Genomic DNA, 14,917 nt, shown 5'->3' with positions numbered 1-14,917 from the left:
TTGTCGGCCAGAGTGGAAAGGTGGATGGCAGCTTTGCTCCCACTCGTGCTTCTAGCACCGCGGACTCACAGCTTGCCATCCACCCCTCTCACCTCAGAGTTTATTCCCAGATCAAGACACAAGCGGGCTTGCCCGCGATTGCGGTGGGTCAGTGATGTATAAGGCGGCTGACACGCCCTCATCGCGGGCAAGCCCGCTCCCACATTTGGATCTGCGCAGTGCTTTAGGTTCGGGCAAAGGCCACCGCCGCCTCAAACTGCTCTTGCGTCGGCCGCACACCGGTGTACAGCACAAACTGCTCCAACGCCTGGATTGCGATCACTTCCAACCCGGTAATCACTCGTTTGCCCTGGGCACGCCCGCGCACGATCAACGGCGTTTCGGCGGGGATCGCCACCACATCGAATACAGTGTCAGCAGCGTCCACAGCGTCCGCCTCGAAGGCCAACTGGTCCGCTTCTGCACCGCCGGTCATGCCGATCGGCGTCACGTTGACCAGCATCTGTGGGCGCAACTCGCCCAGCTCTGCTTGCCACTCATACCCCAGGCTCTGCGCCAACGCCCGGCCCGCCGCTTCGTTGCGCGCCACAATCACGCCGTTGGCATAACCGCCGTCACGCAGGGCACTGGCCACCGCCTTGCCCATGCCGCCGCTGCCACGCAGCGCGAAGGTCGAATCCTTGGGCACCGCGTGCTTTTTCAGCAATTGTTCCACGGCAATGTAGTCGGTGTTGTAGGCCTTGAGATGGCCGTCGGTGTTAACGATGGTGTTGAGCGAAGTAATGGCCTTGACCGAGGCATCCAACTCATCGACCAGGGCAATGGCAGCTTCCTTGAACGGCATGGACACCCCGCAACCACGGATGCCCAGCGCCCGAATACCGCCGATCGCGCCGGGCAAATCCTGGCTGCTGAAGGCTTTATAGTAGAAGTTCAGCCCCAGCTGTTCGTACAGATGGTTGTGAAATCGCAAGCCAAAATTCCCGGGACGCGCCGACAATGACATGCACAGTTGGGTGTCCTTGTTGGGGTGCATCTGCATGGAAAACTCCTTTGAGTAAGCAAATCGGTACAGACCTTACACAACCTTTACCTAGCGGCGGTGCTGTTTTTCAGAAATACGTTGTCTTAAAAGTATCCCCGCGACAATCCTTGAGTCTATTGATTGCAGACCACAAGCGCAGGGGCTAACCGAGGAATGACCATGATTCGTAAAATCCCCAAAATCGCCTTGCTTATCGGCGCACTCGCTATGGCAGGCCAAGCCTCCGCCCACGGTGGTGGTTGGGGTGGCCCGGCCATATTGGGTGGTTTGATCGGCGCAGCCGTTGTCGGCTCCGTAGTTGCCAGCCAATCCCAGCCGGTTTACGTGCAGCAACCGGTGTATGTCCAGCCTCAACCGGTGTATGCCGCACCGCCGCCGGTCTACTACGCACCGCCACCGCCGGTGTATGTGCAACAGCGGGTTTACTACCGCCCGGCGCCGGTCTATTACGGCCCACCACGCGGCTACTATGGCCCTCCCTACGGTTATTATGGCCGCGGCTGGTAACACGCAGTCAGGTTAGAAATGAACAGGCCTCGCCCACACGCGGGGTCTTTTTTTACCTGCGTTTTGCCTGGGTTTTGCCTGAAAAGCCCGGTTTTATCATGCCAAGGTCGCTATGAGGACAATGCCCGAGCCGCAATCCCACATCATGACGGTCAAATGTCCACTTGCTTGACCTGGGCCTGCGCTGTCATGTTTACGTCACTCAACGGTCTCACTATCGAGCGGTCCACCCAATAACAATTAAGGACGACTGACCATGCCCACGCAAAACCCGCACCGCACCGCTGGCCTGTGCACGTCCAGCAAGGTTTACAGCGCACTTACCGAACTCAAGCACCTTGAGGGCCACCGCAGCGCAAAATTTCTCGCGCTGCTGGCAGAAAACCTGGTGCGCAAAGGCCTGCTCAGCGAGCAGGAAGTGGTGAACATGCTCGATCAAGTAGTGGATTGACGCCTGGCGTTAATGTTGACTATCGAGAAGGGTGATTTTTCCTACGCGCCATCAGCCCGTAAGGTGACCCCCATACCTTTGGAGGTGCCTATGCCTACTGTTCAAATCATGTCCGTTGTCGGCAGTGCCGTCCCCGCCCCACTCCGGGAGCTCGGGTTGCTGGCCTGCTGGTATGTGGTACGCGATGGCGAAACCATCAGCGGCCCGCTCACCTCGCTGTCCGCTGCGCAACAACAGCAACAACAGGTGTCGAACTTCAGGCTCCATGCCTGAAGCCTCACGCCTGAGAACTAGGGCAATGGCAGTTTGACCCGCGGCTTGCTTTCGACAAACAACGCCCAACTGGACATAAACAGCGCCGCCACCAACGGCCCGATCACAAAGCCATTCAAGCCAAACACCGACAGGCCGCCCAAGGTCGAGATCAGGATCAGGTAATCCGGCATCTTGGTGTCTTTGCCCACCAGGATCGGGCGCAATACATTGTCCACCAGCCCGATCACGAACACGCCGAACAAGCCCAGTACCACGCCCTGCCAGATCGAACCGCTCAACAGGAAGTAGGCGGCCACCGGCCCCCACACGATCCCAGCGCCGACGGCTGGCAGCAACGACAGAAACGCCATCAACACCGCCCAGAGCAACGCGCTGGGAATGTCCAGAAACCAGAAGATCAAACCGCCCAGCGCACCCTGGGTCACGGCGACCAACACGTTGCCCTTGACGGTCGCACGTACCACCCGATTGAACTTGAGTTGCAACCGGCGCTTTTGCGGCTCGGCCAACGGCACCGCCGTACGTACTTTGCGCACCAGTTCCGGGCCGTCACGCAGCAGGAAAAACAGCAGGTACAGCATGATGAAAAAGCTCACCAGGAAATCAAACGTGCCCTGGCCGAAGCTGAACGCCTGGGTGGCAAAGAACTGGCTGCCTTGCATGGCGCTCTTGACGATCTTTTCCCGCAGCCCCTCCAGATTACCCATGCCGAAGCGGTCGAGCAGATGCTGGAAATAAGGCGGCAGGATGTTCTTGAACTGTTCGATATACCCCGCCACGTCCAATTTGCCGCTTTCGATATTTTTATAGAGGGTGGCGCCCTCTTGCACCAGCAGCACGCTGGTGATGATCACCGGCAAAATTGCGATCACCAGGCATACCGTAAGGGTGGCCAGGGACGTCAGGTTGCGGTTCCAGCTGAAGCGTTGCTGCAGGCGCCGCTGCATCGGGGCGAAGATGATGCCAAGGATGACCGCCCAGAACACCGCGCCATAGAACGGCAGCAATATCCAGATAAAGGCGATGGTCACCAGGGCCAGCAATAACAGCAGGGTTTTGAATTGAAGGTTGGTTTGGTTCATGTCCGGTCCATGTCAGAAAAGCAGAGGGCCTTCAGCGGCCCTGTTGCTTAGTCCGCGGCAGAACCTGGGAGTGCCCTTCAAGCGTAGACCGCCTCATTGAATCGCCCTGGCCTCATTCAACAGTGCTTCAATCATCAGTTCCTGAGCCTCGTAGCGTCCCTCACCGAAGTGGCTGTAACGCACGTGCCCCTTGGCATCGATCAGGTAGTGGGCCGGCCAATATTGGTTATCGAAGCTGCGCCAGATCGCGTAGTTATTGTCGATAGCCACCGGATAACCGATGCCCAGCTTGCGCACCTGTTCCTTGACGTTGGCCGGGATGTGCTCAAACGCGTATTCGGGCGTGTGTACGCCAATCACCACCAAACCGTCTTTTTCATAGCGTTTGGCCCAGGTATTGACGTAGGGCAGCGCACGCCGGCAGTTGATGCAGTCATAGGTCCAGAAATCCACCAGCACCACTTTGCCTTTGAGCGCTTCAAGGCTCAGAGGCGGTGAGTTGAGCCATTCGACCGCTCCCGCCAGCGACGGCGTGGCACCCGCAGGTTGCTTGCTCTCGCCACTGGCCATCCAGCTTGCGGTCAGAGCGAAAGCCAGCAGCAGGCTGGTAAACAGGAATGTGATAGGTCGCATGGTGATTACCTTGTCGAGTCGCAGAGTGCCTATTGAAACCCTCTGAGGTATCACGCCTGTGTCGAACGGCACCCGCCGATACACAGCGATACAAAACCCGCAAAAGCCCGACCTGGATCAATAGATGCGTGTGCCAGCTCCTTTACGCTCGCGACCTTTTGCGACCCGAGCCCATGCCCCCCGTGATTGCCCCCGAACTACTCGCCCCCGCCGGCACCCTGAAAAACATGCGCTATGCCTTCGCCTACGGCGCCGATGCGGTCTACGCCGGCCAGCCGCGCTACAGCCTGCGGGTGCGCAATAACGAGTTCGACCACGCCAACCTCGCGCTCGGCATCCAGGAGGCGCATGCACTGGGCAAGCGTTTCTACGTGGTGGTCAACATTGCCCCGCACAACGCCAAGCTCAAGACCTTCCTCAAGGATTTGGCCCCGGTGATCGCCATGGGGCCGGACGCGTTGATCATGTCCGACCCAGGCTTGATCATGCTGGTACGCCGTCACTTCCCGTGCATGCCGATTCACTTGTCGGTACAGGCCAATACGGTGAATTGGGCCAGCGTCGAGTTCTGGCAACAGCAAGGTATCTGCCGGGTGATTCTGTCGCGGGAATTGTCACTGGAAGAAATCGGCGAAATCCGCCAACAGGTGCCGGCCATGGAGCTGGAAGTGTTTGTGCACGGTGCCCTGTGCATGGCCTATTCCGGGCGCTGTTTGTTGTCCGGCTATATGAACAAGCGCGATGCCAACCAAGGCACCTGCACCAACGCGTGCCGCTGGAAATACCAGGCCACGCCGGCGGTGGAGAACGCCACGGGCGATATCGTCCAGCAGTGTGAACCGACCTTGGGTATCGGCGCGCCGACCGATCAGGTGTTCCTGCTGCAGGAAGCCAACCGCCCGGATGAGCAGATGCCCGCCTTCGAAGACGAACACGGCACCTACATCATGAACGCCAAGGACCTGCGCGCCGTGCAGCACGTGGAGCGCCTGGCGCACATGGGCGTGCATTCGCTGAAGATCGAAGGGCGCACCAAGTCCCACTTCTATTGCGCGCGCACCACCCAGGTGTATCGCCAGGCCATTGACGATGCGGTGGCTGGCCGTGCGTTTGACCGCAACCTGATGACTGATCTTGAGTCCCTGGCCCAACGCGGCTACACCGAAGGTTTCCTGCGTCGCCATGTGCACGACGAATACCAGAACTACCAGAACGGCAGCTCGGTGTCGGAGCGCCAGCAGTTTGTCGGCGAATTGACCGGCGAGCGCCGGGGCGAGCTGGCCGAGGTCAAGGTGAAAAACCGCTTTGCCGTGGGTAATCATCTGGAATTGATGACACCGGCCGGCAACTTTCACTTTGACCTGACCAACCTGCACAACGCCAAGGGCGAGGCCATAGACGTGGCGCCGGGGGATGGGCACACGGTGTATGTGCCACTGCCGAGCGACATGGACCTGCGCTTCGGCCTGCTGATGCGTGACGTCTAACGCAGGGGCGGTGACAGGCCTATTTGTATCAGCGCCAGGCAAACATACGCTGAGGCCAGGGTTGATCAGATCCTGAACTGCCCCACCAACTGCCCCAGGCGCTGGCCCAGGTCCGCCAGGCTGCGCGAGGTTTGCGCGCCCAATTGGGTTTCATCCGCCACGCTGTCCACCGCCACGGCAATCTGATGCACGCTGCGGTTGATCTCTTCGGCCACGGCGGTCTGCTCTTCGGCGGCGCTGGCGATTTGCGCGTTCATCGAGTTGATGGTGCCAATCAACTGCGCCATGGTATCCAGCGACGCGCCGGCTTGGTTGGCCTGGGCCGAAGTGCCATCACCGGCATCGCTGGAGCGGCGCATGGCATCCACGGCGGCGACGGTGCCTTTTTGCAGGCGGTCGATCATGCCCTGGATTTCCTGGGTGCTGGTTTGCGTGCGACTGGCCAGCGCACGCACCTCGTCGGCGACCACGGCAAACCCGCGACCAGCCTCGCCTGCCCGTGCGGCTTCGATGGCGGCGTTGAGCGCCAGCAGGTTGGTCTGCTCGGCAATCGAGCGGATCACGCCGAGCACGCTGACGATCGACGACACGTCCTGCTGCAAGCTGTCGAGGGACACGCCGCTGCTGCGGATGTCGTTCACCAGCGCATGGATCTGCGCGATGCTGCCATCCACTACCCGCTTGGCGGCCTGGCCTTCAGCGTCGGTCTGTTGCGCGGCCACCGCAGCGCCCTGGGCACTGCGCGCCACTTCGTGGGCCGCCGAGGACATTTGGTTGATTGCGGTGGCCACCTGATCGGTCTCGTGGCGCTGGCGTTCCATGGCGGTTTCCGAGCGCTGGGCCTGATCGGACACCTGGCTGACCAGCCCGGTGAGTTGCGCGGTCATCTCGGTGATCTGGCGCACCAGGCCGTGGATCTTGTCGACAAAGCGGTTGAACGCGCCGGCCAAGTCCCCCAACTCATCCTGGCTGGTGATGGCCAGGCGGCGGGTCAAGTCGCCCTCGCCCGCGGCGATATCGTCGAGGTTGGCTTTCATCAGGCTCAGTGGGCGCAAGATGGTATTGGCCACCAACATGCCCACTGCAGCAATCACCAGCAGCACCACCACCGCCACGCCAAGGATGCTCAGCAGCACGCCTTCCATGCGTTTTTCGACCTTGGCCTCGACCACCGCCACCTGGGCTTCGATGCCATCGAGGTTCACCGACGTACCAATCACCATGTCCCACTTGGGCAGGTATTCGGTGTAGCCAAGCTTGGGCACCAGTTCGGTCTGGCCGGGCTGGGTCGAGCTGTATTGCAGGTAGTGGGTGCCGTCCTTGCCGACCTTGACCAGGTCGCGGTTGACGTAGACACCGTTGGGGTCACGGTTGTCCTTGAAGCTCTTGCCTACGCCGTCCGGGCTGTTGCCCTTGAACAGGCGGATGGTCTCGGAGTCGTAGCCGAAGAAGTAGCCGTCCTTGCCGTAGGTGGTGTTGGACAACAGTTTGACTACCTGCGCCCGCGCCGCCGTGTCGCCGGGGGCGGCCGCGTCGTAGAGCGGCTTGATGGTGGTCATCGCCACTTCCACATAACTTTGCAGCGTGACCTTGGCGTCATTGAGCAGGCGCTGGCGGGTTTCATCCACCTCATTGCGCGCCTGGCCCTGCAGGATCCACACCGTGGTCAGGCTGATGACCACGGCAAACAACAACACAGGCACGACGGCCAGGGACAGGACTTTGGCCTTCAAACTCAGACGCATGGCTTTTCTCTCTTATTCGTGGCGACTTGAGAGGTTAACGGCCAGTGGCGAAATATCTGTAGGACACCTTGGCTGAGTGGCGACTGGACTGTTGTGGCGAACAGGCTTGCCCTGCGTTGGGCTGCGTAGCAGCCCCCTTTTCAGGCGCCGTAACACGCCAGGTAGATCGAGGTGTCTGGATTCAGGACCGCTTCGCGCTCCAACGCAGGGCAAGCCTGCTCGCCACAATTGAACCTGTTCCAGATACTAGAGGGTCATCGCGGCAAACCAGCCAAACGCCAGCAACGGAATGTTGTAGTGCAGGAAGGTCGGCACCACGGTGTCCCAGATATGGTGATGCTGGCCGTCAATATTCAGGCCGGAAGTCGGGCCGAGCGTGGAGTCCGACGCTGGCGAACCGGCATCGCCCAGCGCCCCCGCCGTACCCACGATGCACACAATCGCCAACGGACTGAAGCCCAGCTGCACACACAACGGCACAAAAATCGCCGCCAGAATCGGCACCGTAGAAAAGGACGAACCAATGCCCATGGTCACCAACAGCCCCACCAGCAACATCAGCAGCGCGCCCACACCACGGCTGTGACCAATGAATGCCGCCGAGGCTTCCACCAGTGAGCGCACGTCACCGGTAGCCTTGAGCACTTCGGCAAACCCCGATGAGGCGATCATGATGAAGCCGATCATCGCCATCATCTTCATGCCTTCGGTGAACAGGTCGTCGGTCTCGCGCCAGCGCACAATGCCCGACACCGAAAAGATCAGAAACCCAGCCAGGGCGCCGATGATCATCGAATCCAGCCACAGCTGAATGATAAACGCCGAGGCAATTGCCAGCCCGGCCACCAGCAGGGTCAGCGGGTTGTACTGCACGGCTACTTGCTCGACGCGCTCGATTTTTTCCAGGTCATACACACGCTTTTTGCGGTAGCTGATAAACACCGCCACCAGCAGGCCCACCACCATGCCCAACGCCGGCAAACCCATCGCGTGAGTGACGTTGACTTGGCTGATGTCCACGCCGCTCTTGGCCACGTTGGCCAACAGGATCTGATTAAGGAAGATATTGCCGAAGCCCACCGGCAGGAACATGTAGGGCGTGATCAGGCCGAAGGTCATCACGCAGGCGATCAGCCGGCGGTCCAGTTGCAGCTTGGTCAGCACGTAAAGCAGTGGCGGCACCAGCAGCGGGATAAACGCAATATGGATCGGCAGAATATTCTGCGAAGCAATCGCCACCACCCACAACAGACCAATCAGCAGCCATTTGACATGACTTCCGCCGGTGGCTTCCTGGCGATCGACCAACAGCAGCGCCTTGTCCGCCAAGGCATGCGCCAGGCCGGACTTGGCAATCGCCACCGCGAAAGCGCCGAGCAAGGCGTAGGACAACGCCACGGTCGCGCCGCCGCCCAAGCCGCCGTTAAAGGCCTTGAGCGTGGCCTCGATGCCCAACCCGCCGGTCAAGCCACCGACCAGGGCGCCGACGATGATGGCGATGACCACATGCACACGGGACAAACTGAGCACCAGCATGGTGCCGACCGCGGCGATGACTGCGTTAATCATGGTTACCTCAAGCAAAAAACATAAAAAACAGACAGGCCCGCGACCGGGCGGCCATCAAGTGGCGTCCGTGTGCAGGCTTTAAGAGGTCTTATTAGAGGGCGCGCACTTTGCCGCAGGCGGGCCGTCATGTCAAAAACTGTGGCGAGGGAGCTTGCTTTCGCTGGGCTGCGCAGCAGCCCCAAAAAAACAGGAGCGCTGCGCACTGGAGCGCCAGCGGGAGCAAGCTCCCTCGCCACAGAATAAAGAAGCGTGAAAGGCAGCCGATACAAAGGCTCTCTGTGTTTTCAGGTTAAGGATGCTCCTCGATGTCGCTTAGACAGCTCTCCATTCAATGGAAAATCACCCTGCTCGCGGGCCTGTGCCTGCTGGGGATCGTGACCCTGCTGGTGGGTCTGTCGCTTTTTCGCATGGAGCAGAGTTCGCAACAGGTCAAAGCGTCCAGCATGCAGATGCTCGACGCGTCCGCCCAGGCGCGCATCGAGGCCCAAGGTGAAGTGCAGGCGCTGGGCATTCGCCAGCAATTCATGGACGCCTATCAGTACGGCCATGGTTTTTCGCGCCAAGTGTTGTTTTTGCGTGAGCAGGCGGAAAAACGCTTCCTCGACGCCTTCGATACCCGCGAAGACCTGACCCGCCAAGTCAAGGCCGCCCTGCAAGCCAACCCCGATCTGCTCGGCCTGTCGTTGGTGTTTGAGGCCAATGCGCTGGACGGCAAGGACGAGTTGTTCGCCAATCAGGCAGAACTGGGCAGCAACGACAAAGGGCGCTTCGCCCTCTACTGGTCGCAGCCCACACCCGGCAAACTCACCTCCATGTCACTACCCGAAAGCGACATGGCCGACATCAGCGTCGGCCCCAGCGGCGAGAAGGCTAACGCCTGGTTCACCTGCCCACGCACTACGCTGAAACCCTGCGTGATCGAACCGTACTTTTATGTGATCGACGGGCAAAGCGTGCTGATGACCAGCATCGTCTTCCCGTTGATGGTCAACGGCAAAGTTATTGCCTCGCTGTCGGTGGACATCAACCTCAACAGCCTGCAGGCCGTGAGCCAACAGGCCAGCCAGAAGCTGTATGACGGCCAGACCCAGGTCAGCATCCTCAGCCCCACCGGTTTGCTCGCCGGCTACAGCCCGGACGCCGGCAAACTCAGCCAGCGTCTGGATCAGGTCGACAGCGCCAGCGGCGCGCAACTGATCAGCGTACTGGCCAGTAACCCCCAGACCAGCAGCCTGCGTACCGACCATCAACTCAAGGTGCTGGCGCCCTTCGCGCCGATTCCCGGCGGCAAGCCGTGGGGCGTGTTGCTGGATGTGCCGGAAAAAGTCCTGGTCGGCCCCGCCGAAACACTCAAGGCGCAGTTGGACGCGGACAACGCCCGTGGCACGCTGCTGGAATTGAGCCTGGGCCTGCTGGCGGCCGTGGTTGGCTTAGTGCTTGTGTGGCTGATGGCCCGCAGCGTGACCCGGCCGATCCTCGGCGTGGCACGCATGCTCGAAGACATCGCCAGCGGCGAAGGCGACCTCACCCGCCGCCTGGCCTACGACAAACAGGATGAACTGGGCCAACTGGCCGGCTGGTTCAACCGCTTCCTCGACAAGCTGCAACCGATCATTGCCCAAGTGAAACGCTCGGTGCAGGACGCCCGTGGCACTGCCGACCAGTCCGCCGAAATCGCCACGCAAACCAGCGCCGGCATGGAGCAGCAATACCGTCAGGTCGACCAAGTGGCCACCGCCTCCCACGAAATGAGCGCCACCGCCCAGGACGTCGCCCGCAGTGCTGCCCAGGCGGCACACGCCGCACGCGATGCCGACCAGGCCACACGCGACGGCTTGAGTGTGATCGACCGCACCACCACCAATATCGGCAACCTGGCGGCGGATATGAGCACCGCCATGGCCCAGGTCGAAGGCTTGGCGGCCAATAGCGAGAAGATCGGTTCGGTGCTGGAAGTGATTCGCGGCATCGCCGAGCAAACCAACCTGCTGGCACTCAACGCCGCCATCGAAGCCGCCCGCGCCGGTGAGGCTGGGCGTGGTTTTGCGGTGGTCGCCGACGAAGTACGCAACCTGGCGCAGCGCACCCAGGAGTCGGTAGAAGAAACCCGCCTGGTGATAGAGCACCTGCAAAGCGGCACAACCGACGTGGTTGGCTCCATGGGCAATAGCTATCGGCAGGCCCAAGGCAGTGTCGAACAGGTCGGCCAGGCGGTCACCGCTTTGCGTCAGATTGGTGAGGCGGTCACGGTGATCAGCGACATGAACCTGCAAATCGCCAGCGCCGCCGAACAGCAAAGCGCCGTGGCCGAAGAGATCAACACCAATGTGGCGACGATACGGGATGTGACTGAATCGCTGTCGGAGCAGGCGAATGAATCGGCGCGGGTGAGCCAGGCGTTGAACAGCCTGGCGAATCAGCAGCAGGGGTTGATGGATCAGTTTCGGGTGTAATGATCGTTCCCACGCGTGGGCGCGCCTCCTGTGACGCCCCGCGTCGCCCGTCGACAGCGGGACGCCGAGCGTCCAAGGCGACGTTACCACGCAGAGCGTGGGAACGATCTCAACGTTTGGGTAATTCGATCAGCACCTTGAGCCCGCCCAGCTCGCTGTCCTGCAACCGCAACGTACCACCCCACACCTCGACAATATCCCGCACGATCCCCAGCCCCAGGCCATGGCCGTCAATCTGCTCATCCAGACGCGCGCCCCGGCTGAGCACTTGCTCACGCTGAGCCGGCGGGATGCCGGGGCCGTCGTCTTCGACTGCCAGCAGAAAGCTGCGCGGGGTTTCGCTGACCGTCAAGCGCACGTCGGCATCCGCCCATTTGCAGGCGTTATCCAGCAGGTTGCCGAGCAGTTCCAGCAGATCTTCGCGGTCCCAGGGCAATTGCAGGCCGGGGTCGACGTGGTAGCTCAAGTCCAGGTGTTCACCGTGGATCATGCTCAAGGTGGCCAGCAGGCCGGGCAGTTCTTTTTCACAGTCAAACAGCGCGCCGGGCAGGGTTTCACCGGCCAGGCGGGCGCGGTTAAGTTCGCGGTTGAGGCGTTGTTGCACCTGGTCAAGCTGCTCGCGCAGCAGCTTGCCGATTTCGGGGTGGTCCTTGAGCGCTTCACTGGAGGCTGCACTCAGTAGCACCGCCAATGGGGTTTTCAGCGCATGGCCGAGGTTGCCCAAAGCATTGCGTGAGCGCTTGAGGCTGTCTTCGGTATGGGCCAGCAGATGGTTGATCTGCGCCACCAACGGCTCCAGTTCCAGCGGCACTTGGGTATCAAGTTGCGAGCGCCGGCCCTGTTGCAGTTGGGCAATCTGGTTGCGTGCCGTCTCCAGCGGGCGCAAGGCGCGGCGCACGGTGACCCGTTGCAGGATCAGCACCAGTAACAGCGCCGCCAAGCCGATGATCAGGCCGATCTGGCGCATCAGGCGAAAGCTTTCGCGCACGGGCGTGTAGTCCTGGGCCACGCTGATGGAAATTGACTGGCCGAAACGCTTGTAGTCCGAACGCAACACCAGCAGTTGCTGGCGTTCCGGCCCCAGTTGCAGGTTGCCCTTGAGCCCCGGCTCGGTCAGGCGCGGCAGTTCCTGGTCCCACAGCGAGCGGGAGCGCCAGTGAACGTCGGCAAAATCAATGCGGAAATAATGCCCGGAAAACGGTCGCTGATAGGCCGGTGACAGACGCTGCTCATCCAAATGAACACCCTCCGGCCCACGCACCAGTGCTGCCAGCAGGTTCTCGCTGTCGTTGCGCAGCCCGGCTTCCAGGTAGCGCTGCAAACCGGCCTCGAACAACCACAAACTGGTCTGCGCCAGCACCACGCCCACCACCACCATGACGCTGATCAGACCCAGGCTCAAACGCCGTTGAATCGACCTCATGCCGGGGCGGCGCCAAACCGGTAACCCTGGCCACGCCGGGTTTCAATCACACTGCGCCCCAATTTGCGGCGCAGGTGGTTGACGTGCACTTCCAGCACATTGGAGTCGCGCTCGGTTTCGCCGTCATACAAATGTTCGGCCAGATGGCTTTTCGACAGAATCTGCTCCGGGTGCAGCATGAAGTAGCGCAGCAGGCGGAATTCGGCGGCGGTCAGCTGGATCTCGTCGCCATCGCGCAGCACACACTGACGCCCTTCATCCAGGTGCAGGCCGGCGGCTTGCAGCGTCGGCTGGTTGGCCTGGCCGTGGGAACGGCGCAGAAGCGCCTGGATGCGCAGGTAGAGCTCTTCGGGGTGAAAGGGTTTGCTCAGGTAATCGTCGGCGCCGGCCTTGAGCCCTTCGATACGTTCGGCCCAGGAATCGCGCGCGGTCAGCACCAGCACGGGCGTGGCCAAGGCCGCGGCGCGCCATTGCGCGAGCACCTCCAGGCCCGGCAGGCCCGGCAAGCCGAGGTCGAGGATGATCAGGTCATAGGGTTCGCTGCGGCCTTGATACGCGGCGTCGCGCCCATCGGCCAGCCAGTCGACCGCGTAGCCCTGGCGCTGCAGACCGGCCAACAGTTCATCAGCCAGCGGTACGTTGTCTTCCACCAGAAGCAGGCGCATCAGTCGTCTTCCTTATCTTTGAGCAGCTTACCGGTACTGGCGTCGAGCTCGATTTCGCGCACCACGCCTTCGACGGTCAACAGTTCGATTTCGTAGATATAGCGCACCGAGCGATCCTTGTGCTCCTCAAGCTCGGCGTCCAGCAGCTTGGCACCCGGGTAGCGCTCCAGCGCCGGCCCCAGCAACTGTTCCAGCGGCGCGATGACGCCCTCCTGACGCAATCGCAGGGCTTCATCCTGACCAAGGTCATGGGCTGACAGGCTGGCGCTGCTCAGAAGCAATACCAGCGCCACCTGACTGCCCGCGCGTAGATTTACCTTCATTACGTATCCTGATGTTCCTTGAGGGCGGCCCGATGCGGGACATGGGCCACCACGGTACCCGTGACAACTTAACTGAAACTGAATTGCCACCATGGCAATTTTCCATCGGCAACCTTACCCATCGCTGCAAGAATTCTCTTATATTGCCTGTTCGCTGCAACCGAGACCTGTATGACTGCCATCCACATCAAGTTTCCCGCGCTGACCCTCAAGGCCGGCAAACGCGCTTTCACACGCATTCGCGAGCAAGGCCTTGCGCCGGCGGATGTCGGTATCCTACCCGGTGCGGCCGGTGGCCCCAAGGCGTTGGGCATTCAAGGCCTGGACCTGGCGCTGTTCGGCGATTGGCTGCCACGCGCGCCGCGTGAGCGTGCACTGATCGGCGCGTCCATCGGCTCCTGGCGGTTCGCCAGTGCGTGCCTGCCCGACCCGGTGCAAGGCCTGCTGGACCTCGGCCGCTTGTACAACGAACAACGCTTTGCCAAGGGCGTGACCATGGCCGAAGTCAGCCACAGCTGCCAGCGCATGCTCGACGACCTGTTGGCCGGCCGCGATGCGCGGGTGCTGGACAACCCCGACTATCGCCTGAATATCATGGTGGTCAAGAGCCACGGCCTGCTTGCCGATGACCACCGTGGGCGACTGGGGCTGGGCCTGTCGTCGGTGATTGCCGACAACCTGCGTGGCCGCGCACGACTGTCGCGGCATTTTGAGCGGTTGATCATCCACGACCCGCGCCAGGCGCCACCGGTGCATGCGCTGACGGACTTTCCCTCACGCTTCCTCGACCTGCAGGTGGGCAACCTGCGCCAGGCGCTGCTGGCCTCCGGTTCCATCCCCATGGTGATGCAAGGCGTGCGCGACCTGCCCGGCGCAGGCACGGGCACTTACCGCGACGGTGGCCTGCTGGACTATCACCTCGACCTGCCCTATCACGGCGACGACATTGTGCTGTACCCGCATTTCACCGACCGGGTGATCCCCGGCTGGTTCGACAAGGGCCTGCCGTGGCGACGCAGTAATCCACAAGGCTTGCAGGATGTGCTGCTACTGGCGCCCTCCAAAGACTACCTGGCCCGTCTGCCCCATGGGAAATTGCCGGACCGCAGCGACTTCAAGCGCTTTATGGGCGATGACTCTAGCCGAAACAAATACTGGCAAACCGCGATGAGCGAAAGCCGACGGCTGGGGGATGAGTTCCTGCAACTGGCGGACAATGGTGGGCTGGGCGAGCGGCTGCAAGCGCTGTAACCCAGCG

The 14,917-nt window shown here is 61.3% G+C and carries 13 protein-coding genes and 1 pseudogene; 6 read left to right on the top strand and 8 right to left on the bottom strand.

All coding sequences use genetic code 11. From position 1 onward, the window contains the following. Window positions 1-223: 223 nt before the first annotated feature. Window positions 224-1,042, bottom strand: a complete 819-nt coding sequence (locus HBO23_RS29735; protein WP_170040688.1) for a shikimate 5-dehydrogenase — start codon at window positions 1,040-1,042, stop codon at window positions 224-226. 156 nt (window positions 1,043-1,198) lie between these two features. On the opposite strand from HBO23_RS29735, the gene HBO23_RS29730 reads away from it, so the two are divergent. The 3 genes from HBO23_RS29730 to HBO23_RS29720 all read left to right on the top strand — a co-directional run bounded on the left by HBO23_RS29730 (window position 1,199) and on the right by HBO23_RS29720 (window position 2,276). Then, the gene (locus HBO23_RS29730; protein ID WP_170040687.1) at window positions 1,199-1,552 is read left to right on the top strand and encodes a hypothetical protein; all 354 of its coding nucleotides are present in this window, start codon (window positions 1,199-1,201) and stop codon (window positions 1,550-1,552) included. Window positions 1,553-1,808: 256 nt separating this feature from the next. After that, window positions 1,809-2,003 carry a hypothetical protein gene (locus HBO23_RS29725; RefSeq protein WP_010211349.1) on the top strand — a complete coding sequence of 65 codons (195 nt, stop codon included), beginning with the start codon at window positions 1,809-1,811 and terminating at the stop codon, window positions 2,001-2,003. A gap of 90 nt (window positions 2,004-2,093) precedes the next feature. Continuing rightward, window positions 2,094-2,276, top strand: a complete 183-nt coding sequence (locus tag HBO23_RS29720) for a hypothetical protein (RefSeq protein ID WP_017135285.1) — start codon at window positions 2,094-2,096, stop codon at window positions 2,274-2,276. Window positions 2,277-2,293: 17 nt separating this feature from the next. On the opposite strand, the gene HBO23_RS29715 is transcribed toward HBO23_RS29720, so the two are convergent. Further along, window positions 2,294-3,361, bottom strand: coding sequence for an AI-2E family transporter (locus HBO23_RS29715; RefSeq protein WP_017135286.1), 1,068 nt, complete (start codon window positions 3,359-3,361; stop codon window positions 2,294-2,296). Between the two features lie 93 nt (window positions 3,362-3,454). After that, window positions 3,455-3,901 (bottom strand): annotated as a pseudogene (locus HBO23_RS29710) (thioredoxin family protein); the annotation flags it as partial. A 266-nt stretch (window positions 3,902-4,167) separates the two neighbouring features. Here HBO23_RS29710 and yegQ point away from each other — a divergent pair. Next, complete coding sequence (gene yegQ, locus HBO23_RS29705; protein ID WP_170040685.1) at window positions 4,168-5,481, top strand: tRNA 5-hydroxyuridine modification protein YegQ; 1,314 nt, start codon at window positions 4,168-4,170, stop codon at window positions 5,479-5,481. A gap of 65 nt (window positions 5,482-5,546) precedes the next feature. On the opposite strand, the gene HBO23_RS29700 is transcribed toward yegQ, so the two are convergent. Continuing rightward, window positions 5,547-7,226 (bottom strand): methyl-accepting chemotaxis protein, encoded by a 1,680-nt coding sequence (locus tag HBO23_RS29700; RefSeq protein WP_170040684.1) that lies wholly within the window; start codon window positions 7,224-7,226, stop codon window positions 5,547-5,549. A 246-nt stretch (window positions 7,227-7,472) separates the two neighbouring features. Continuing rightward, window positions 7,473-8,792 carry a Na+/H+ antiporter NhaC family protein gene (locus HBO23_RS29695; protein ID WP_169987274.1) on the bottom strand — a complete coding sequence of 440 codons (1,320 nt, stop codon included), beginning with the start codon at window positions 8,790-8,792 and terminating at the stop codon, window positions 7,473-7,475. A 308-nt stretch (window positions 8,793-9,100) separates the two neighbouring features. Between HBO23_RS29695 and HBO23_RS29690 the strand changes: the two genes are divergently transcribed. Next, entirely contained in the window at window positions 9,101-11,248 is a 2,148-nt protein-coding gene (locus HBO23_RS29690; RefSeq protein ID WP_170040683.1) for a methyl-accepting chemotaxis protein, read from the top strand. A 109-nt stretch (window positions 11,249-11,357) separates the two neighbouring features. On the opposite strand, the gene HBO23_RS29685 is transcribed toward HBO23_RS29690, so the two are convergent. From HBO23_RS29685 to HBO23_RS29675, 3 genes are read right to left on the bottom strand one after another with little or no spacing between them, the layout of a single operon-like run. Next, window positions 11,358-12,671, bottom strand: coding sequence for a sensor histidine kinase (locus HBO23_RS29685; protein WP_017135292.1), 1,314 nt, complete (start codon window positions 12,669-12,671; stop codon window positions 11,358-11,360). Continuing rightward, window positions 12,668-13,336 carry a response regulator transcription factor gene (locus HBO23_RS29680; protein ID WP_017135293.1) on the bottom strand — a complete coding sequence of 223 codons (669 nt, stop codon included), beginning with the start codon at window positions 13,334-13,336 and terminating at the stop codon, window positions 12,668-12,670. The genes HBO23_RS29685 and HBO23_RS29680 overlap by 4 nt, the downstream gene beginning before the upstream one ends. Continuing rightward, the gene (locus HBO23_RS29675; protein WP_017135294.1) at window positions 13,336-13,659 is read right to left on the bottom strand and encodes a PepSY domain-containing protein; all 324 of its coding nucleotides are present in this window, start codon (window positions 13,657-13,659) and stop codon (window positions 13,336-13,338) included. Before HBO23_RS29675 ends, HBO23_RS29680 begins: the two co-directional genes overlap by 1 nt. 171 nt (window positions 13,660-13,830) lie before the next feature. On the opposite strand from HBO23_RS29675, the gene HBO23_RS29670 reads away from it, so the two are divergent. After that, on the top strand, window positions 13,831-14,910 hold the full coding sequence (locus HBO23_RS29670) for a patatin-like phospholipase family protein (RefSeq protein WP_017135295.1): 1,080 nt from the start codon (window positions 13,831-13,833) through the stop codon (window positions 14,908-14,910). Window positions 14,911-14,917: the final 7 nt, after the last annotated feature.

Origin of the sequence: Pseudomonas sp. WS 5532, from assembly GCF_012985445.1 — a bacterium.
GTDB classification, from domain to species: domain Bacteria; phylum Pseudomonadota; class Gammaproteobacteria; order Pseudomonadales; family Pseudomonadaceae; genus Aquipseudomonas; species Aquipseudomonas edaphica.
Note: the sequence above shows the minus strand (reverse complement) of the source record. Positions and strands in the feature narration are given on the sequence as shown.